Source organism: Nocardia sp. NPDC051463 (assembly GCF_040681975.1).
Taxonomy (GTDB): Bacteria; Actinomycetota; Actinomycetes; order Mycobacteriales; family Mycobacteriaceae; genus Nocardia.
Genome location: NZ_JBFBAB010000046.1, coordinates 1 through 20,843, shown reverse-complemented (window position 1 = coordinate 20,843; position 20,843 = coordinate 1). Strand labels below are relative to the sequence as shown.

Annotated in this window: 16 protein-coding genes; 12 read left to right on the top strand and 4 right to left on the bottom strand. The window is 66.9% G+C overall.

Going from position 1 to position 20,843, the window contains the following annotated elements; all coding sequences use genetic code 11:
• The first annotated feature begins 211 nt into the window (after nt 1-211).
• From AB0M74_RS33795 to puuE, 5 genes are read left to right on the top strand one after another with little or no spacing between them, the layout of a single operon-like run.
• Nucleotides 212-1,069 (top strand): FAD binding domain-containing protein, encoded by an 858-nt coding sequence (locus AB0M74_RS33795; protein WP_366530371.1) that lies wholly within the window; start codon nt 212-214, stop codon nt 1,067-1,069.
• Nucleotides 1,066-4,035, top strand: a complete 2,970-nt coding sequence (locus AB0M74_RS33790) for a molybdopterin cofactor-binding domain-containing protein (protein WP_366530370.1) — start codon at nt 1,066-1,068, stop codon at nt 4,033-4,035. Before AB0M74_RS33795 ends, AB0M74_RS33790 begins: the two co-directional genes overlap by 4 nt.
• Before the next feature lie 38 nt (nt 4,036-4,073).
• Nucleotides 4,074-5,237: an aldolase/citrate lyase family protein gene (locus AB0M74_RS33785; RefSeq protein ID WP_366530385.1), complete on the top strand. Its 1,164-nt coding sequence runs from the start codon at nt 4,074-4,076 to the stop codon at nt 5,235-5,237.
• Between the two features lie 8 nt (nt 5,238-5,245).
• Nucleotides 5,246-6,247, top strand: a complete 1,002-nt coding sequence (gene alc, locus AB0M74_RS33780; protein ID WP_366530369.1) for an allantoicase — start codon at nt 5,246-5,248, stop codon at nt 6,245-6,247.
• On the top strand, nt 6,244-7,158 hold the full coding sequence (puuE, locus tag AB0M74_RS33775) for an allantoinase PuuE (protein WP_366530368.1): 915 nt from the start codon (nt 6,244-6,246) through the stop codon (nt 7,156-7,158). Before alc ends, puuE begins: the two co-directional genes overlap by 4 nt.
• Nucleotides 7,159-7,503: 345 nt before the next feature.
• Here the strand turns inward: puuE and AB0M74_RS33770 are convergent, their stop codons facing one another.
• From AB0M74_RS33770 to AB0M74_RS33760, 3 genes are all read right to left on the bottom strand, one after another.
• On the bottom strand, nt 7,504-8,001 hold the full coding sequence (locus AB0M74_RS33770; RefSeq protein WP_366530367.1) for a hypothetical protein: 498 nt from the start codon (nt 7,999-8,001) through the stop codon (nt 7,504-7,506).
• A complete protein-coding gene (locus AB0M74_RS33765; protein ID WP_366530384.1) occupies nt 8,001-8,777 on the bottom strand; it encodes a metalloregulator ArsR/SmtB family transcription factor in 777 nt (258 codons plus the stop codon). The genes AB0M74_RS33770 and AB0M74_RS33765 overlap by 1 nt, the downstream gene beginning before the upstream one ends.
• A 115-nt stretch (nt 8,778-8,892) precedes the next feature.
• A complete protein-coding gene (locus AB0M74_RS33760) occupies nt 8,893-9,372 on the bottom strand; it encodes a MarR family transcriptional regulator (protein ID WP_366530366.1) in 480 nt (159 codons plus the stop codon).
• A gap of 70 nt (nt 9,373-9,442) precedes the next feature.
• On the opposite strand from AB0M74_RS33760, the gene AB0M74_RS33755 reads away from it, so the two are divergent.
• Nucleotides 9,443-10,276 carry an alpha/beta hydrolase gene (locus AB0M74_RS33755; RefSeq protein ID WP_366530365.1) on the top strand — a complete coding sequence of 278 codons (834 nt, stop codon included), beginning with the start codon at nt 9,443-9,445 and terminating at the stop codon, nt 10,274-10,276.
• Nucleotides 10,277-10,299: 23 nt separating this feature from the next.
• Here AB0M74_RS33755 and AB0M74_RS33750 read toward each other — a convergent pair whose 3' ends face one another.
• On the bottom strand, nt 10,300-11,529 hold the full coding sequence (locus AB0M74_RS33750) for a lipase family protein (RefSeq protein WP_366530364.1): 1,230 nt from the start codon (nt 11,527-11,529) through the stop codon (nt 10,300-10,302).
• Between the two features lie 497 nt (nt 11,530-12,026).
• Here AB0M74_RS33750 and aceA point away from each other — a divergent pair, with 497 nt between their 5' ends.
• From aceA to AB0M74_RS33720, 6 genes are all read left to right on the top strand, one after another.
• Nucleotides 12,027-13,310, top strand: a complete 1,284-nt coding sequence (gene aceA, locus AB0M74_RS33745) for an isocitrate lyase (RefSeq protein ID WP_328406698.1) — start codon at nt 12,027-12,029, stop codon at nt 13,308-13,310.
• A 379-nt stretch (nt 13,311-13,689) separates the two neighbouring features.
• Nucleotides 13,690-14,559, top strand: coding sequence for a 3-hydroxybutyryl-CoA dehydrogenase (locus AB0M74_RS33740; RefSeq protein ID WP_366530363.1), 870 nt, complete (start codon nt 13,690-13,692; stop codon nt 14,557-14,559).
• Nucleotides 14,560-14,904: 345 nt separating this feature from the next.
• Nucleotides 14,905-17,208 (top strand): 5-methyltetrahydropteroyltriglutamate--homocysteine S-methyltransferase, encoded by a 2,304-nt coding sequence (gene metE / locus AB0M74_RS33735; protein ID WP_366530362.1) that lies wholly within the window; start codon nt 14,905-14,907, stop codon nt 17,206-17,208.
• Nucleotides 17,209-17,374: 166 nt separating this feature from the next.
• Nucleotides 17,375-17,803 carry a VOC family protein gene (locus tag AB0M74_RS33730; protein WP_366530383.1) on the top strand — a complete coding sequence of 143 codons (429 nt, stop codon included), beginning with the start codon at nt 17,375-17,377 and terminating at the stop codon, nt 17,801-17,803.
• A complete protein-coding gene (locus AB0M74_RS33725) occupies nt 17,803-18,387 on the top strand; it encodes a TetR/AcrR family transcriptional regulator (protein WP_366530361.1) in 585 nt (194 codons plus the stop codon). The genes AB0M74_RS33730 and AB0M74_RS33725 overlap by 1 nt, the downstream gene beginning before the upstream one ends.
• 463 nt (nt 18,388-18,850) lie before the next feature.
• Nucleotides 18,851-20,677, top strand: coding sequence for a DEAD/DEAH box helicase (locus tag AB0M74_RS33720; protein WP_366530360.1), 1,827 nt, complete (start codon nt 18,851-18,853; stop codon nt 20,675-20,677).
• Nucleotides 20,678-20,843: the final 166 nt, after the last annotated feature.

Sequence of the window (20,843 nt, the reverse complement as noted above, 5' to 3'; positions counted from 1 at the left end):
CGCTGGGAGCTGGGAGCTGGGAGCTGGGAGCTGGGAGCTGGGAGCTGGGAGCTGGGAGCTGGGAGCTGGGAGCTGGGAGCTGGGAGCTGGGAGCTGGGAGCTGGTGGTGGTGTTGCGGTAACGATGGCGCAATGTGGAGCGGGTGTCGTGCAACAACGCGGCAACTCTCGGCTTCTACTGTGGCGGTAGAGGTAGCGGAGTGAGGTGACACGTGGACCTGGATACGATCCGGGCGGTGACGGTGGCGCGGGAGCGGGCCGACCTCGGGGTGGTGGGCGGCTCGTGTGGGGTTCTCGCCGGAGGCACCTTCCTGTTCTCCGAGCCGCAGGACCAACTGGAGCGGCTTGTCGACATCACCGCGCTCGGCTGGACCGCGTTATCGGAGACGCCGGACGGCTTGGAGATCGCGGCTACCTGCACATTGGCCGAGTTCGCCGGTGCGGGGCCCGGCCGTGAACTCGGTATGCCGATGCTGCGAAACGAGTGGCCGGGGACGGCGCTATTCGCGCAGGGCTGCCGGGCGCTACTCGCCTCACACAAGATCTGGCGGACCGCGACCGTCGGGGGCAACGTGTGCTCGGCGTTGCCCGCGGGTGGGGTGCTCGGTGCGGTGACCGCACTCGACGGGGTCGCGCTGGTGTGGTCGCCGGACGGCACCGATCGACGTATCCCGTTGCGGGAGTTCGTTATCGGCCCGGGAGTCCAGGTATTGCGGGCCGGGGAGGTGCTGCGATCGATCACCATTCCAACGCGAACACTGCTGTCGCGCACTGCTTTCCGCAAAGTAGCGTTGTCGCCGCTCGGTCGCTCCGGAGCGGTGGTGATGGGTCGGCGCGAGCTCGACGATCGGTGCACGCTCACCGTCACCGCGGCAACCAGCCGCCCGATTGTGCTGGATTTCGCCGAACCACCCAACTCTGCCCACGTGCATACGGCCATCGAGTCGATCGATCCGGCGCTCTGGTTCGACGATCCGCACGGCGCACCGGACTGGCGTTGCCACGTCACCGGCCGGCTGGCCGCACAGGTCGCCGCGGAGCTATGTGCAGAAACCGGTGAGCCACAATGAAATTCGAGGTCGACGGCAAGCTGGTGCAGGTGGAGCCCCGCCCCGGCCAGTGCCTACGCACCCTGCTCCGCGAAACCGGCAACCTGGCCGTGAAGAAGGGCTGCGACGCGGGCGACTGCGGCGCCTGCTCGGTGCAACTCGACGGCCTGACCGTCCACTCCTGCATCATCCCCGCCTACCGCGCCGCCGACCGCACCATCACCACGGCCTCCGGCCTCGGCACCACCGGCGATCTACACCCCGTGCAACAGCAATTCATCGACGCGGCAGCCTTCCAATGCGGCTTCTGCACCGCGGGCATGGTGGTCACCGCCGCGGGCCTGGGCTGCGGCAGCCGATCGACAACGCCCGACACGGCTGACCTCCCCGAACTGATGAAGGGAAATCTCTGCCGCTGCACGGGCTACCGCGCCATCGCCGACGCACTGACCGCCGCGTCCGCGAAACCCGAGCCGGACGCGGCAGCGCAGACGGTGTCCGCCGAAGCTGGTCTCGACGCTCCCACTCAGCGCCAGGTCGACCTTCGCACGGCCGCTGCCCTGGCTACGACCTCGGTTTTCGGGACAGCTGCCGGTTCGGGGTCTGCTTCGGGTGGCAGTTCGTCCGCCGGCCTCGGTACGGCTGCCGACCTGTGCCCGCACGCTGCCACCGGGACATCTGGCCGCGGCTGTGGGCAGATCGGGACTGGAGCATCCGCACCGGCCTCCGTTCGTGTCGTGACCGGCACGGAGGCATTCACCTTCGATGTCCGTGCCCGCGACGTCGACCCCATGGCCGATGCGGCAATGGCCCCGCCGACCGCGCCACTGCACATCGCGGTGCTGCCGAGCCCGCACCCGCACGCGCTGATCGTCTCGATCGATACCTCGGTGGCCGAAGCCCTCCCTGGAGTGCATGCGGTGCTCACTTGGGCCGACGCACCGGATGTCGCGTTTTCGACGGCACGCCACGAGTTCCGGATGGACGACCCCGATGACACCTATGTGCTGGATCGGACGGTGCGCTTCGTCGGGCAGCGGGTGGCCGCTGTCGTCGCCGAGAGTCTGGATGGTGCCAGGGCGGCGTGTCGGGCATTGCTGGTGGAGTACGAGCTGCTGCCCGCGGTTTTCGAACCGACGCAGGCGCTGGCCCCGCGGGCGCCGAAACTGCATGGTGATAAACCGAATTCGGCTCGAATCGCGGATGCGCGGCGAAATCTGGTCGCCGAGGTGCACGGCGAGGTGGGTGATGTGGCTGCGGGGCTGGACGCGGCCGCCCATGTGGTGCACGGGGTGTGGCATTCGCCGCGTGCCCAGCACGTGCATTTGGAGACCCACGGTGGCATCGGCTGGTTGGACGAGCAGAGCAGGCTGGTGATCAGGTGCAGCACGCAGGTTCCGTTCTTGGTGCGAGACGAATTGTGCGAATTGTTCGGGCTGCCTCGGGAACGGGTGCGGGTGTTCGCGACCCGGGTCGGCGGCGGTTTCGGCGCCAAGCAGGAGATGCTGGCCGAGGACCTCATCGCGCTGGCGGTGCTGCGCACCGGACGGCCGGTCCAGTACGAGTTCACCAGGTCGGAGGAGTTCACCGCGGCGACGAGCAGGCATCCGATGCGCGTCGAGGTGACGGCAGGCGCCGACGCCGACGGTACGTTGACCGCCCTCGCTGTCGATGTGCTCTCCGATGCGGGCGCTTACGGTAATCACAGTGTGGGCGTGATGTTCCACGGTGTGGGCGAGTCGGTGCAGGTATACCGCTGCGCCAACAAACGGGTCGATGCGCAGGCGGTGTACACCAACAACATTCCGTCGGGTGCGTTCCGCGGGTACGGTCTCGGGCAGATCATTTTCGGGGTCGAGTCGGCGCTGGACGAGCTCGCGCGGGCCACCGGTATCGACCCGTTCGAGTTCCGCCGCCGCAACGTGGTGGTGCCAGGGGACCGGCTCGTCGGTGCGGAGGCAGGCGACAGCGACCTGATGTTCGGCAGCTACGGCCTGGACCAGTGCATCGACCTGGCCGAACGAGCACTGCGGCGCGGCAACGGTATTGCGGCTCCCGGCCCGGACTGGCGCATCGGCGAGGGCATGGCGCTGTCCATGATCGCCACCATCCCGCCGCGCGGACATCGCTCCGAAGCATCGGCCACCCTGCTGGCCGATGGACGCTACGAGATCCGGGTCGGCACTGCGGAATTCGGCAATGGCACCACCACGGTGCACGCCCAACTCGCGGCCACCGCGTTGAATGCCGATGTGCGGCAGGTGGTGATCCGGCAGTCGGACACCGATCTGGTCGGACATGACACGGGCGCATTCGGATCGACCGGGATAACAGTGGCGGGCAGAGCCTGCTACGCGGCAGCGCTGTCGCTGCGTGACCGGATGCTGGCCAGGGCGTCCGAGCTGTCGGGACTGCCTGCGTCCGGATGCGAACTGCGCCCCGACGGTGTCCGCTGCGGTGATCGACTGCTCGTTGCGGCCGAACTCCTGGCCAATGGCGCGCTGTCGGGTCGCGGCGATCATGACGGCAGCCCACGTTCGGTCAGCTTCAACGTGCACGCCTTCCGGGTCGCGGTGCATCCGGACACCGGATCGGTGCGAATCCTGCAGTCCATCCAGGCCGCCGACGCGGGCACGGTGCTCAACCCGGTGCAGTGCCGCGGGCAGGTGGAGGGCGGCGCGGCGCAGGCCATCGGCACCGCGCTCTACGAGGACATGCGCAGCGACCACGGTGTGGTGACCACCCAAACCTTGCGGCACTACCACATCCCGCAGTTCGCCGACCTGCCCCGCACCGAGGTGTACTTCGCCGACACCGCCGATGACCTGGGCCCGCTCGGTGCCAAGTCGATGAGTGAGTCGCCCTACAACCCGGTCGCCCCCGCCCTGGCCAATGCCATCCGCGATGCTGTCGGGGCACGACTGGACCGGTTGCCGATGACGGCCGACCGGATTTGGCATGTCATTCAGAAAGGAGCGCAGGGGTGACCCGGCTACCCGAGGACGTTCGTGCCCGAATCGACGCGATGCTCGACCCGGTCGACGCTGAACTGCTTGCGCGGTATCCAGGCCCCGGCCGCCGGGCGCAGCCGATTCACACGGCATATGTGTCCGCCGATCGCGTCACTACCGACACGCCCGTGGCCTGGGGTGCGGCAGCGACGGAACTGCTCGACCGCCACCACGACCTGCTCGCCGAACTCGACAGCACCCGTTCTCTGCCCGCCGTGCGTGACCGCCTCGAGCGCAATCCGATCCAGGATCTGCGCATCGACTTCGAGGACGGCTACGGATTCCGTTCCGACGACGAGGAGGACAACGCCGCCATCACCGCGGGCGCGGCGCTGTCCGCCTGGGCGGAACAATCCCACGGTCCGACAAGTTTCGGGATTCGGACGAAGGGCCTTGCGGGCACTGAACGTCGCAGAGCCCTGCGCACCCTCGAGTTGGTGCTCGACACAGCAGGCGGTGTGCCCGCAGGCTTTGTATTTACGGTGCCCAAGATTCGTGCCGCAGAACAGGTTTCGGCCCTCGCCGCACTCTCCGAAGCCTTCGAGCGCGGCTATGGCCTTGCGGAAGGCACTGTGCGTTTCGAGCTCCAGATCGAGAGCCCGCAGGCCGTCATCGCCGCCGACGGCACCACGCCGATAGCAAGAATGATCGGACTTGCCGGTGGCCGCTGCAGCGGATTGCATTTCGGCACCTACGATTACACGGCCGCCTGCGGGATCGCCGCGCCGGATCAGGCGCTCGATCATCCGGCCGCGGACTACGCCAAGTCCGTCATGCAGGTGGCCGCGGCGCAAACCGGCGTGTGGATCTGCGACGGCTCCACCCAGATCGTGCCCGACACCGAACCCGAAGCCGCACTGCGCAATCATCATCGGCTGGTTACCCGATCGCTGCGCCGCGGGTACTACCAGGGCTGGGACATGCACCCCGGACATTTGGTCACCCGGTGGCTGGCCACCTACGAGTTCTTTCGGCAGGCCACCGCCATCGCGGTCCCACGCCTGCAGGCCTATCTCGAGCGGCGATCCGGTGGGGTCATGGATGAGCCCGCCACCGCGGAAGCCCTGGCCGCCACCGTCTTACGTGGCGTGAACTGCGGCGCGCGCGGCGTGGATGAGATCGGCGACCTGAGCATCGAGGTGCTGCGAGCGCTGGTCTCGCGTGCGCCGATCACATAGGAGGCGTAATGGACAACCAGGCTCCGGCCCGAACAGGAGGCGTAGTGCACGACGTGGACTTCACGCTGCTGCCGGACCTGGCGGTCCGCCCCCTCGGCGGGTCGGTGATCTGGGCCGATGATGAATTCTTCGCGGAGAAGGAGAATTTGATCAACCCGGGACCCGCCGAATACCGCCCGTCGACCTTCGGGCACAAGGGCCAGATCTATGACGGCTGGGAGACCCGCAGGCATCGGGGCAGGCCGGGTGACGATTCCGCCATCGTGCGGCTGGGCGTGCCCGGCGTCATCAGGGGCATCGTGGTGGACACCGCCTGGTTCAAGGGGAACTATCCGCCCGCCGTATCGGTGTCCGCGCTGGAGATCGAGGGCTACCCCAACGCCGAGGCCATCGCCGAACGCGACGATTGGCTGACCCTGCTCGACCGCGCTCCGTGCGCGGGCGACAGCCGCAATCCGTTCTCGATCGAGAGCGAAAAGCGTTGGACCCATGTAAAACTCATCATGCACCCGGATGGTGGTGTGGCGCGGCTGCGGGTGTACGGGGAGGGTCGTCCCGATCCGAGGCTGCTCGGTCTCGGCCCGCTGGATCTGGCCGCGCTGGAGAACGGCGCGCTGGTGATCGACTGCTCCAACCGCTTCTACAGCTCACCCAATCAGCTCCTCTATCCCGGCCTGGCCAGGAAGATGGGCGATGGCTGGGAGACCGCCCGCCGCCGCGACGACCGTAACGACTGGGTGCGCATCCGCCTCGCAGGCCCGGGCCTGATCCGGCTCGCGGAGATCGACACGTCGTACTTCCTCGGCAACAGCCCCGGCGCCGCCCGGCTCACCGGCCGCACCACCGATGGCACCGAGCTCGAGTTGCTGCCGCGCACCGCACTGTTGCCCGACACCAGGCACCGCTTCGCGATCGCGCCGATGGGCGCTCCGGTCGAGGAAGTGCGCCTCGACATCTACCCGGACGGCGGGCTCGCGCGCCTACGGCTGTACGGAGAGCTGGGCGCATGAGCGAGCGGGACTTTGTGGGCTACGGGGCGACGCCACCGGATCCGAAGTGGCCGGGTGCGGCGCGGATAGCGGTCCAGTTCGTGCTCAATTACGAAGAGGGAGGGGAGAACACTGTCCTCGACGGCGATCCGCACTCGGAGACCTTCCTCTCGGAAATGACTCCGGCGGAAGCCTTTCCGAATCGGCATATGAGCATGGAGTCGCTCTACGAGTACGGGTCCCGTGCCGGTCTGTGGCGAGTGCTCCGGATGTTCGAGCGCCGCGGCCTGCCCCTCACCATCTTCGCGGTGGCCAGGGCCATGCAGCGAAATCCTGAGGCGGTAGCGGCTTTTCGTGAGCTCGGGCACGAGATCGCCTGCCACGGCCTGCGCTGGAGGTCCTATCAGCTCGCCGACCGCGAGACCGAGCGGGCGCACATGGCCCAGGCGGTGCGCATCCTCACCGAATTGACCGGCGCCCCACCGCGGGGCTGGTACACCGGGCGCGACTCACCGAACACCAGGCAGTTGGTGGTCGAGCACGGCGGATTCGTCTACGACTCGGATTCCTACGCCGACGACCTGCCCTACTGGGTCACTGTCCACAACCGCAGTCACTTGGTGGTCCCGTACACGCTGGACACCAACGACATGCGCTTCGCCTCGCCTGCGGGTTTCCCCAGCGGTGAGCAGTTCTTCGCCCACTTGCGCGACGCTTTCGACGTGCTCTACCGCGAAGGCGCCGAGGGCAGCCCGAAAATGCTTTCGGTGGGTCTGCACTGCCGCATTGTGGGCCGCCCCGCCCGCACCGCGGCCCTCGAACGCTTTCTGGACCACGTCCAATCCCACGACGATGTCTGGATAACCAGACGTATCGACATCGCCGAACACTGGCACCGAACCCACGGCCCGACCGGACTATCGACACCCTGAGGGGCCACCACTCCAACTCCAAACCCCAGGAACGCAATCACAACCGCTCCGTTCGTAACCCACTACCAGCCTGCTCAGATCGACGTGAGAGAAGTGGCGGTCCGCACCTCCTCGACAGCCACCATTTCACTACCGGTGATACCGAAATTGTCGGATCCGGACTATCGCGCGGCGCGATCGAGGTCGACATCGATGCCGAACTCGCGGCGCTCGTCGATGTCGTCGACGTGGCCGTGTCCGCAGTAGTCGTGGCGAACCCGATGCTCAAATGGTGAGGGTCCCGTGCAAGCGTTCCCCGCGAAAGGCACCGGAGCGAATGTCCCTCGCTCCGGTGCCTTTCGTATGTCAGACGGCGGCGTCCTCGGGCAATAGGGCCAGCAGTTGCCGGGTGTGGTTGGGGATTTCGATGTCGGCCAGGCCCCCGAACAGCCCGCGCAGCGGCACGACCGCGTCGGTGAGCAGGGCACCCGCGGAGAGTCCGAGGAGCGGGACGGGGCTGTCGAGTTCGGGATCGGACAGGGCGGGTCCGCCGAAGCCGCAGAGGATCTCGGCCTGACGGCGCAGGCGCTCACGCAGGCCGGAGAACCCGCCCGCCCGCTCGGCCACGCGATCGATGGTCCAGGTGTCGAGGGCGTGGCGATTGTCGTAGGTGGTGTGTTCGCCCGCCGCGACCGCCGCCACGGCGGCGATGGTGCCCGCGGTGACGAGACAGACGTGGGCCAGGATCCGATCGGCATTCCATTCACCCGGCGGGGGCGTCCGGAGTTGGGCCGAATCGGCCACGGTGACAGCGGCTTCCAGGAGCGAGTCGTAGGCCTCGCGCAATGCGGTGGTGTCCAACATCAGGCGTGCGCCGCCGAGTCCATTTCCCACGGGGCCTGTGGGAGGACCTTGCCGGTTTCCAGCAGAGACTTGAGGTTGGCGATCACCGAGGGCCAGCCGCGCGAAATACCTTGCAGCATTTGTTCATTCGGAAGATTATCGTGGGTGACGGTGAGCCGGACGATGTCCCGGTGGGACTCGACCAGGAAGGTGACCACGGACGGCGAGCGATCCTCCTCGGGGGAATCCTCGAAGGTGAGGACCAGTTTCGTCGGCGGTTCGGACTCGAGCACCTTGCCGACGACGTCGATCTTGCCGGAGCCGTCGGCGCGGCGGTGCTCCCAGAGCGAACCGGGCTCCCAGTCGGACACATTCTCGTGGAACCAGTACTGGGCGGTCAGGTCGGCGTCGGTCAGCGCCTTCCACACCTGTTCGGCGCTGGCGTGAATATAGGTGACGTAGACGTAGCTCGGAACGGTGGTGGTCATGGCGTACTCCTCTGCCTGGTTCTTGATGGCGCGCAGGACATCCAGCCGGGGGCGGTCGAAGACGGAGATCCAACGATGTTCGATGTCGTGAATCGGTGTCGGATTGATGTAGTGCACCCGCTCGCGCCCGCGCCGCAGCACGGTCACCAGCCCGGCCCGCTCGAGAATGTCGAGATGCTGGGTCAACGACTGCCGGGCCATATCGACCCGCTCGCACAGCTCCCGCAGCGTCTGGCCGTTGTGCTCCCGCAGCAGGTCCAGCAGCAGCCGGCGGGTGCTGTCGGCCAGCGCCTTGAAAACCGCGTCCATGTCGGGTTCGGATTGCACGCCCAAAATTATGCAGGCATTTACCTGCATATGTCAACGGGCAGCACTGCGGCACCGTGACCTCGCGTGTTTCATAGGTGATCACCTATGTGGCACATCAGCCGCGCTGCTCCCGGAGGGCGGGGGAGGGATCGCTATTCGCGGCTGTCGGTGGGTGGTTCGGGCGCAGTTGCCGGGCGAGTGATTCCAAGGCGGTGACGATGTCGCTCACCACCTCGGGGTCATCGGTGCCGAGCGCGGCCGCCAGTGTGGCGTCGATCGTGGTCGCCCGCACCTGTGCGACGCGGGTGGAGATTCGGTCGGCCTTGCGGATCAGCGATCGACGTCGATCGCGTGGGTCGGTGGTCGTGGTGATCGAGCCCGCTTCTTTCAGGCGGGCGACTGCGTTGGATACGGCGCTCTGCGGAAGACCGGTGCGCGAGGCGATTTCGCTGACGGTGCTGTCCGGATGCTCCAGGATGTCGCTGGTCACGATCAGCACCGGCCGGTGGCCGCCGCCGAGCCCCTCCGTCGGCAGCGCGTCTTCGCCGAGCTTCATCAGGGTTCGGCCCAACAGGAAAAGCTCCACACCGTCCATGCGGCAACAGTACATCAAGTTTGATGCATCACTATTGATGTATCAGATTTGATGTATTACTCTTCTGGGTATGACCACGATTTCGAACGCCACCCTTCCGGTGCCCGGCGCCGACCTCTACTACGAAGTCCGGGGCACCGGCCCGGTCCTGCTCATCGCGCAGAGCGGCGAGGGGGACGCGCACCGCAGCGAGGGCCTGGTTCGCCAGCTGGAGCAGGCCTATACCGTCATCACCTACGACCGAAGGGGGCTGTCGCGCAGCACGATTCACGACTCGGCCGAGCCGGTGACCATGGCGACGCATGCCGATGACGTGCATCGTCTGCTCGCCGCGCTGACAGATCAACCAGCCCGCATGCTCGGTTGCAGCATGGGGGCGGCCATCGGACTGCACTTGGCTGTCGAACACCCGGAGCAGCTGCACACCCTGATCGCGCACGAGCCGGTCACGCCTTGGCTCCTTGCGGCCGCCGAACGCGCGCACCATCTGCGCGAACTCGAACACTGCCAACAGGTTTTCCGGGAGAGCGGTTGGCAGGCCGCCTTGGCGCCGATTGTGAAAACCCTCGGCATCGATCCACGGAACCAGGAATTGGAGCCGGGGGTGGAGCTGCCCCCGATCACAGCGGAGCGTGCCGCGAACTTCGCGTTCTTCATCGGCGAGGACTTCACCGCCGTTCGCACCGACAACCTCGATGCCGCCGCATTACAGCGATCATCGGTCCACATCATTCCGGCCTCCGGGCGCAGCACCCCGCATGAGGTTTTCGACCACAAATGCGCGCAGGAGTTGGCCGTGTTGCGCGATACCGCGGTGGTCGAGTTCCCCGGTGGCCACAACGGCAATATGACCCACCCGTTGGCCTACGCCACTCGCCTGCGTGATCTGCTCGCCGCGATGTGAGTTGTTCGCGGGCGGCCGGCGGTTCAGGCGAACAGGCTGTGCACGAACGGCAGGGAATCCGGCAGCGAGGCGTTGACGGTCCCGCTGTGGTCGGTGAGATAGGTATGCAGCGTGACCGGCTGGCCGTTCGCCTTCAGCACGGCTGCCCAGCGCAGGGATTCCGGTGTGATGACATCGGTGTCGCGCAGGCCCTGTCCTATGAAGAGCGGCTTGTCGTAGCCGGATTCGGGCAGTGCCATGTAGCGGGCGAGGAACCCGTGGAGGTCGGGAATCTCCAGCAACGGCCGGGAGAACAGATCGCCCAGCACGACGCCGCGCGCGGCGAGCTCGTCACCGAGCGGCCCGATGCACGCATCGCGGGCGCGGGTCAGCCATTCCCGGCCGGAGTCGGTGAGGAAGGACTCGACATTCAACGTTGGGTGCGCGGCTGCGTTTCCGTAGGCGGCTGCCTCGCCTGTACTCGGCCCGGCGCGGTTTTCGGACGGACTGTGTCCGGCGGTGTCTGCGAAGGTTGTGCGCAGCCCGTTGAGGATGTACAGCACGTAGGCAGTGCTGTGCGGGCTCAGCTTGATCGGTGGCATATGTGGAGCGAGCGGCAGCAGCACATCCTCGATGTAGGCGGGTACGCCGGTGGTGACCGCGCCGCGGTAGTCCAGCTCGGGACCGCCGAATTCGGTGGCGTAGCGCGCGGTGTAGGCGGCCGCGCCCGCGCCCTGCGACTGTCCGACGACGGCCCACTTCTTCGCCAGTGACGAGTACTGCCTGGTCGCGGCGAGTACTGCGTCGACGACGTTGTGCGCCATCACCATGCCATTGAGGTAGGGATGCTCGTCCGGCGTGCCGAGCCCGGCATAGTCGGCGGCCACGATGGCGTAACCCTGCCGCAGCCAGGTGCCCAGGTAGGCCCAGTCGCGCTCGGCGGCGCTCGGTCCGGCGGTGCTGTACGCGCAGTCGTCACCGAGTCCGACAGTGCCGTGTGCCCAGGCGATCACCGGCCAGCCGCCCGCGGGAGCGGGACCCGGCGGGAAATAGACAGCGGCGCTCGCCACAGTCGGCACATCGTTCGCGGTGCTGGTGCGGTAGTGGACGCGAGTGGAGTTCACCGATCCCGGCAGGGTCGCGACCGCGCCGAGTGGGGCGACGGAAGTGACGGTGCCCGGTCCGGCGGCCGGGTCGGCGGTCGCTGCGGGCAGTGTCAGCAGGCTCGCGGCATAAGCGCAGGCGATTGCCGTGGTGAACCACAGTTTCCGCATGGTGCTCCTGTCGGGTTGATCGAGCGCCCGATGCCCGCCGCGGATACCCGAGGCAGCTGGACGCGTGTCCTGGAGTGAATTCGACCCAGTCTGCCCGACGGCACGCGACCGGTCCCACTCGAAGGTGGCGCAGCCCACACCGAAGGCGCCCGCCCGAAGCTGTGAAGGTCCTCACATGACGGAATGTCTGCGCGCGTCGATGGCAGCCCACTCGAAGATCGCTAACAGTACGAGCGTTACGCTAAAACCGCATGTCAGAGCTACCCGTCGGTAGGTTTCATGCGTGCAATTTATCGGCAAATTTCGCAAAGTTAGCAAACACCTGTGGAAACCTAGCTGAGATTCACACTAGCAACAGGTAGACGGCTATTTCCTGGTGTGCCATCGTGTGGAAGTACACCCCATGGGCCTAGCAAGCCTGCAAATTGCCGCTCCAGCAGTTCGAGCCAGACTCGACCGTGGGGCACACCCGACCAAACGAGGAAGTGGAGTCAGAGATGACCACCGGCACCCCGAAGACCGCCGCGGAAATCCAGCAGGATTGGGACACCAACCCCCGCTGGAAGGGCATCACCCGTAACTACACCGCAGAGCAGGTGTCGAAGCTCCAGGGCACCGTCGTCGAGGAAGCCACCCTCGCGCGCCGCGGCTCGGAGATCCTCTGGGATCTCGTCAACAACGAGGACTACATCAACTCCCTCGGCGCCCTGACCGGCAACATGGCCGTGCAGCAGGTGCGCGCCGGCCTGCAGGCCATCTACCTGTCCGGTTGGCAGGTCGCCGGTGACGCGAACCTCTCCGGCCACACCTACCCGGACCAGAGCCTCTACCCGGCCAACTCGGTCCCCGCCGTCGTGCGTCGCATCAACAACGCGCTGCTGCGCGCCGACGAGATCGCCAAGGTCGAGGGTGACACCTCGGTCAAGAACTGGCTCGCCCCGATCGTCGCCGATGCCGAGGCCGGCTTCGGTGGCGCCCTGAACGCCTACGAGCTGCAGAAGGCCATGATCCAGGCCGGCGCCGCGGGCGTGCACTGGGAAGACCAGCTCGCCTCGGAGAAGAAGTGCGGCCACCTCGGTGGCAAGGTGCTCATCCCGACCCAGCAGCACATCCGCACCCTGACCTCGGCTCGCCTCGCGTCCGACGTCGCTGACGTGCCTTCGGTGATCATCGCCCGCACCGATGCCGAAGCCGCCACCCTGATCACCACCGACGTGGACGACCGCGACAAGCCGTTCCTCGACGGCACCCGCACCGCGGAGGGCTTCTTCGGTGTGAAGAACGGCATCGAGCCCTGCATCGCCCGCGCCAAGGCCTACGCCCCCTACGCGGACCTGATCTGGATGGAGACCGGCAAGCCCGATCTCGAGCTGGCCAAGCAGTTCGCCGAGGCCGTCCGCAGCGAGTTCCCGGACCAGCTGCTCGCCTACAACTGCTCCCCGTCCTTCAACTGGAAGGCGCACCTGGACGACGCGACCATCGCGAAGTTCCAGAAGGAGCTCGGCGCGATGGGCTTCAAGTTCCAGTTCATCACCCTGGCCGGCTTCCACTCGCTCAATTACGGCATGTTCGACCTGGCCTACGGCTACGCCCGCGAGGGCATGACCGCCTACGTCGACCTGCAGGAGCGCGAGTTCGCCGCCGAGGAGCGCGGTTACACCGCCACCAAGCACCAGCGTGAGGTCGGCGCAGGCTACTTCGACCTGATCGCCACCACCGTGGACCCGAACACCTCGACGGCCGCCCTGAAGGGCTCCACCGAAGAGGGTCAGTTCCACTGAGACATGGCGGCGCCTCCGCGCCGCGTGTCCGCGGCCCCCAAGGCTCGCTTCCGAGCACTCGAGACTCGCGCCTTCGGCGCCTGCGCTTCGAGTAGTCGGAAGCGAGCCGGCCGCGAACGGGGGTTCGTCGAGCTCACCCCGTACAGGGTTGCGAAAGCATCCGACGTCACCAACCGTGATTCGCAAAAGGGACTGAGGTTTCCCGACGTGAATACCTATAGCCCTCTACTTCAGTAGGGGTGTACCGCCCTCCCCGCCGAACAGCCCTCGGCGGGGAGGGCATATCCCTATACCTTGGACCATCGAAGGTTCGCCGCGGACCGCGTCGCTCCTTCGCCACAAGCCACCCGATTGCCAGACAAACCAGCAGGAGCGGGACGTGAGCAGCGAGAAGATTCAACGCGTCGGCATTATCGGCGCCGGACAGATGGGTGCCGGAATCGCGGAGGTGTGCGCTCGCGCGCATATCGACGTGCTCGTCTTCGAACAGACTCGGGAACTAGCCGCCGCAGGCCGTTCCCGCATCCTGCGGTCGCTCGACCGTGGCGTCAGCAGCGGCAAGATCACCGAGCGTGAGCGCGAGCAGGCCGCCTGGCGGTTGCGGTTCACCTCCGACCTCGGCGACTTCGCCGACCGCCAGCTGGTGGTCGAGGCCGTGCTCGAGGACGAGAAGGTGAAGACCTCGATCTTCAGCGAGCTCGACAAGGTCGTCACCGACCCCGATGCGGTGCTGGCCTCCAACACCTCCTCCATCCCGATCATGAAGATCGCGGTCGCCACGGCGAACCCCGAGCGCGTGGTCGGCATGCACTTCTTCAACCCGGTTCCGGTGCTGCCGCTGGTCGAGCTGGTCACCACGCTCAAGACGAGCGAGTCGGTGTCCAAGCGCGCCGAGGGTTTCGCCGGCGACGTGCTCGGCAAACAGGTCGTCCGCTCGGCCGACCGCTCCGGCTTCGTGGTGAACGCGCTGCTGGTGCCGTACCTGCTGTCCTCGATCCGCATGGTGGAGTCCGGTTTCGCCACCAAGGAAGACGTCGACAAGGCTATGGTGCTCGGCTGTGCCCACCCGATGGGCCCGCTGGCGCTGACCGACCTCGTCGGCCTCGACACCGTCAAGTCGATCGCCGACTCCATGTACGCAGAGTTCAAGGAGCCGCTGTACTCGGCCCCGCCGCTGCTGATGCGCATGGTCGAGGCGGGCCTGCTCGGCAAGAAGACCGGTGCCGGTTTCTACCAGTACAAAGTCTAATTGCGGCGCAGGGTCTGATGTGCAGCGCCTGCGGCGCTGCGGGTTCGCGGCCCTGAAGGCTCGCGTCCGAGCGGTCGAGACTCGCGACTTCGTCGCATGCGCTTCGGCCGCTCGGACGCGAGCCGGCCGCGAACGGTCGCTCGTAAGACTCGCTCCGTGGGGGGTGGGTCGGCGGTAGATCATCCGGCCTCAGGAACGGCCGGATGGATGGGGTTATCGGCATAGGCTGCAAGAAGGCGGGTCGTGGTCGCGGCTCGCTCGAACACCGAGAGCGCAGCGCTGTGCGGCGTTCCACCGTTCGGCGGTGGGCGCCAGCGCAGGTGATCGAAAGGGAGCATCCCGCGCATGGTCAACGTCACCGATGGTTATGGGTCGAGCATCCTTGGTTATCCGAGGATCGGACCGCACCGGGAACTCAAGCGGGCCCTGGAGGGCTATTGGCGCGGCGGGGTATCTCGCGACGAGTTGCTCGCGGTCGGGCGCGACATCCAGGAACGGCAGTTCAACGAGCTGGCCGCCACCGGTCTCACCCAGGTCCCCGGCAACACCTTTTCCTTCTACGACCATGTGCTCGACAACGCGCTGCTCTTCGGCGCGGTGCCGACCAGGTTCAAGCCGCTCCAGGACGAACTCGACCCGCTGGACTTCTATTTCCTGATGGCGCGCGGTCGTCCCGACCTGCCGCCGCTGGAGTTGGTGCGGTTCTTCGGCACCGCCTACCACTACCGGCAGCCCGAACTCGACGAATCCACCGAGTTCTCCCTGCATCCCGAGGCGTTGCTCGACGAATTCGACCGCGCAAAGGAACGCGATATCGAGCTGCGCCCCGTGGTGCTCGGCCCGGTCTCGCTGCTGCTGCTGTCCAAGGCCGGGCACGTGCCGGGTGAGGCGGAATTCGACACCCTCGGCCTGCTCGACAAGCTGCTTCCGGTGTACGAGCAGCTGTTCGAGATTCTCGCCAAGCGCGGCGCCACCTGCGTGCAGCTGGACGAGCCCTGCTTCACCGGTGAGCGCGGCCCCGCTGAGCTCGCGGCGTTCGAGAAGACCTACCAACGACTTTCGAAGGCGCCGCTGCGGCCGCGGATGCTGGTCACCGGTCAGTACGGCGACTTCGGCGAAGCGCTGACCATCCTGGCAGGCACCAACGTCGAGGCCATCGGACTGGACTTGGCGAGCTTCCGAATCGACCCCGAGGAACTCGCGAAGGTTCCCGGCATTCGTCGTAAGCGTTTGTACGCGGGCGTGATCAGCGGCCTCAATGTGTGGCGCGCCGACCGGTTCGTCACGCTGTCCTATCTCAACGAGCTGGCGAAGGTCTGCCCCGACCTGGTCGTCTCCACCGGTGCGACGCTGCTGCACGTGCCCTACGACGTGCTCGCCGAATACGACATCGAGGGCAATGTCGCCGATCGCCTCGCCTTCGCGAAACAGAAGGTGGGCGAGGTGGTTTCGCTCGCGAAGGCGCTCACCGAGGGGCCGTCGGAGAAGTGGCGCAAGCGGCCGACCGAGGTGCACTTCAAGCAGAAGCACGCAGTGCGGCAACGGGTTTACGCGGTCACGCCGGATATGCGTGAGCGTGTGCCCTATGAGGTGCGTCGAGAAGCCCAGCAGCGCAAGCTGAATCTGCCTCCGGTGCCCGCGACCACGCTGGGTTCCTTCCCGCAGGCCACGCGGCTGCGGCAGGCTCGCCACGATCTCGGCGAGGGCAGGTTGTCCTACGCGGAGTACCGCAAGAAGATCGAGGCCGAGATCGAGGCCACGATCCGCCTGCAGGAGGACATCGGCCTCGACGTGCTGGTACACGGTGAGCATGAGCGCAACGACATGATCCAGTACTTCGCCGAGCTGCTCGACGGCTTCGCGACCACTCGCTTCGGTTGGGTGCAGGTGTACGGATCCCGTTGTGTCCGCCCGCCGATCATCTATGGCGACGTGTCGCGTCCGGCTCCGATGTCGGTCGAATGGATCACCTACGCCCAGTCGCTGACCGACAAGCCGGTCAAGGGTATGGTCACCGGTCCGGTCACCATGATCGCGCGCTCGTTCGTCCGCCAGGACCAGCCGCTGTTCGAAACCGCGGACCAGGTGGCGTTGGCGATCCGCGACGAGGTCGTCGACCTGGAGCGCGCGGGTATCTCGATCATTCAGGTCGACGAGCCCGCTATTCGCGAAATGTTGCCGTCGCGTCCTGTCGGCCGCGCCGAGTACCTGCGCTGGGCGGTCGGCGCATTCCGCCTCGCCACCTCCGGTGTGCGGCCGGAAACTCAGATCCATACGCACATCAACTATTCCGGTCGCGCCGAGGTAGTCGAGGCGATCGAGCAGCTCGATGCCGACGTCACCGCGCTCGTCGCGACTCGCTCCATCGAATGGGTGCTCAAGGCGCTCAAGGACGACTGCGCCTCCGGCCACGGCCTGAGCCACGGTGTGGGCCCCGGTGTCTACGAAAGCCGTTCGGCGCGTATCCCGGATATCGATGAGCTCGACGAATTGCTCACGGCCGCAGCCAAAGCCGTTACGCCGGAACGACTATGGGCGAACCCGGATGGTGGTTTGAAGACGCGACACTACTGGCAGCTCGAGCCGTCGCTGCGCAATATGGTCGCGGCCGCACGCCGGGTTCGGCGGCGGGCGACGTCCGCCGAATAGGAAAAGTCGAGGCCGCCTTCATGTCCGAGTGATGTGGGGGCGGCCTTTGCTATTGCGGCTTGTCATCGTGGTGTCGGAGGGTCGGCCGGGTGCCGGTGCACTCTCGGCCGCTGATTCGGGGGATGGATGTCTTTTGAAATCGGTACAGTACGTTCCGTATCGTTGAATCATGACGGATACGACCGAGACCTGGCCCGAGTCGTTGCCGGTGGCGCAAGTTCGGATTGCTCGTCCCACCGATCGTTTGGCAGCAGTGGTCCAGTTCTATGTGGAAGGGCTTGGGCTGCGTGAGCTGTATCGATTCCAGAACCATGCCGGTTACGACGGAGTGATGCTCGGGCTGCCCGGGGCCGGGTACCACTTGGAATTCACCACGCACGTGGACGGCAGCCCCGGCGATGCGCCCAGTGCGGAAAACCTTTTGGTGCTGTACTTCTCGGGCGAATCGCAGAGGGACGACGTGGCGCAGCGGCTCGGCGATTTCGGTGTGGAGCCGGTGCTTGCCGAGAACCCGTACTGGGCCGAGCACGGCGGACTGACCTTTCCTGATCCAGATGGCTGGCGGGTCGTGCTGATGCCGCGCCCGGTCTTCTGATGGCGGGCAGGGCGCGCGAAGAACGGATCGATGCGGCGGTGCTGGCGGCGGCTCGGGAACTGCTCGACGAAACCGGCTACGCAGACCTGTCCATCGGCCAGATCGCCACCAGAGCCGGTATTCATCGCCCGGCGATCTACCGTCGTTGGCCATCGAAGCGGCACCTGGTTGTCGACGTGGTCGCTGACCTACTCGGCCTCCAGCCGACCCCCGACACCGGCGACCTCCGCGCCGATCTGACCATCGCGATGCGCAATCTCGTTGCCGCACTGCGAGATACCTCACTGCACCAAGTCCTCCCGGCCCTGGTCGCCGACCTCGCCAACGATCGAGCCCTGCGAGCTCACTTCCTGGCCACCGTCTTCGAGCCGCGCAGACGCACCACCGCAACCGCGCTCGCATCGGCAATCCGCCGCGGCGAGATCGACCAGAACCTGGACCTGGACTTCCTACTCGACGCCATCGCCGCCCCCATCTACTACCGCGCCCTCTTCGGCCACCTACCCTTGACCGACGCCCTCGCCGACCAATCCGTCGCGGCCGTCCTCCGGATCGTCACCCCCGCAGCTCGACTCGGGGCGTAGCACGCCCTGGTGTCGGTTGCTCGGCCGTCGCCGCTGCTGTGAATATCCACCACGCCGCCGCAGCTGCCGACCCGCTGTCCGGGCATCTGCGGCAATGCCGTGTGGCGTTCGATGACGAAAGTCACCTTCGTGGTGTGGCCGGTGGGTGCGCGAAGGTGAAATCCCAGGCAGCGGAGCGGGTGTCGGGCCGGGTGAGGTGCCGGGAGAGCCGGATGTCGGTACCCGGCGTCGGCATTTCGATAGTGACCTACGACGCCCCTGCCGCAGAAGGCGCGCAACTGCGCTATGGTTGCTAGTCGGCGATTGTTGATCTTGCATGGTCGCCCTATGTCCGTCGTGGATGTCTTTCTTTCGCGTCGGCCCCGCAGCTGGGTGTCATAACACCGAACGCAGGTAATGGACACACCATCCTGCGTGCCGCTGCGGTACAACCCCCGATGCCGGAAAGGCACCCGTACTTCTTATGACGACTCGTTCCTCGAGCTCTGCCCATGTGACCTCTTTTGCCGCGCTCGGTGTGCGTAAGAGGCTGGTCGACGCCCTCGTGGCGAACGGCATCACCGCACCGTTCCCGATCCAGGCCGCCACCCTGCCCGATTCGCTCGCCGGGCGTGACGTGCTCGGCCGTGGCAAGACCGGTAGTGGCAAGACGCTGGCCTTTTCCATCCCGATGGTCGACCGGCTCGCGGGCGGTGTCCGTAAGCCGGGTCGGCCCAGCGGCCTGATCCTCGCCCCGACGCGTGAACTGGCCACTCAGATCACCGCGACGCTCGAGCCCATGGCCGTGGCCTGCGGATTGACCGTGACGACGATCATCGGCGGTGTCTCTCAGGTGCGGCAGAGCCGCGCACTGGCCGCAGGCGTCGATATCGTGGTGGCCTGCCCGGGCCGGCTGGAAGATCTGATGCGTCAGCGTGTCGTGCACCTCAACGAGGTGCAGGTCACCGTGCTCGACGAGGCCGATCACATGGCCGACCTGGGCTTTCTGCCTTCGGTGACCAGGATCCTCGCGGCCACCCAGTCGACCGGCCAGCGTCTGCTGTTCTCCGCCACGCTGGACAACGGTGTGGACAAGCTGGTCAAACGATTCATGCGTGATCCCGCGTCGCACTCCGTCGACGAGGCCAACTCGCCGGTGGCCGCGATGACCCACCATGTCTTCGAGGTCGGCGGCGCCGACGCCAAGAACGCGCTTGTGCGCACCCTGGCCTCGGGCGGCGGCCGCCGAATCCTGTTCATGCGCACCAAGCATCAGGCGCGCAAGCTCGCCAAGCAATTGACCACCGCGGGCATCCCGGCGACCGATCTGCACGGCAACCTCTCCCAGGTCGCCCGGGACCGCAACCTGGCCGCGTTCACCGATGGCTCGGCGCGCGTGCTCGTCGCCACCGATATCGCCGCGCGCGGCGTACACGTCGATGATGTCGAGCTGGTCGTGCATGTCGACCCGCCCGCCGAGCACAAGGCATACCTGCACCGCTCCGGGCGGACCGCCCGCGCGGGCAGCGCCGGTGACGTGGTCACCGTCGTGCTGCCGGAGCAGCGCAGAGACGTCGCCGGACTGCTGCGCAAGGCAGGCATCCAGGTGAGCCCGCAGCGCGTGACCGCGGACTCGGCGCCGGTGACCGAGCTGGTCGGCGAGATCGCCCCGCTCGTCGCACCGACCTACAACCCGACCGCCTCCACACACACCGGTGGACAGGCCCGCAACCGGAACACCCGCCCGAGCAGCGCCGGGCGCGGCGCCGCAACGGGTGCTGCCCGTACCCGTGGTGGTCAAGGCGCGGGCGGACAGTCGCGTCGGGATGCGGTCTCCGGTGGGTCGTCACGCAGCCGCAATGGGCGTGGTGCGAGCGACTCGTTCGATCGCGGCACCGGCTTCGACGGGCCTTCCGAGCGCGGCGCCGGTTCGTCGCGTAGCGGTGATGGTCGCGGTGCCGGCTTCGGTGGCCGTTCCAGTGGCCGCGCCGAGCGTCCTGCGGGCCCGGCGCGTAACAGTGATGGACGTGGCGGCGGCTTCGATGGTCGTTCTAGTGGTCGTTCCGAGCGTCCTGCCGGTTCGTCGCGCAGCGGTGACACGCGTGGCGGCTTCGACGGTCAGTCGCGTGGCCGCACCGACCACAGTGGCGCAACCGGTGGGCAGCGCAGCCGAAACCCCCGTGGCGCAGGCGTTGCCGTTGCCCGTGGCACCGATGCCGCCGCAGGCCGGTCCCAGGGCCGCACCGGCACCTCGCACGTTCGCTCGACCTCTCGCGACCAGGCGGCCTCGCCCCGCGCGGGCCGACACTGACCACCTGATAGGCCCGTCGCGGCCACCTCGACGAATCACCTTGCGGCGCAACCGAACGGCCCTCGAGCACTCTGGCGGGTTCACGCGATCGTCGCAACACTCTCGATTTGAGAGGTTGCGGCGATCGTGTCGTTTCAGGAGGATTTGGCCCGGTTCGGTGATCAGC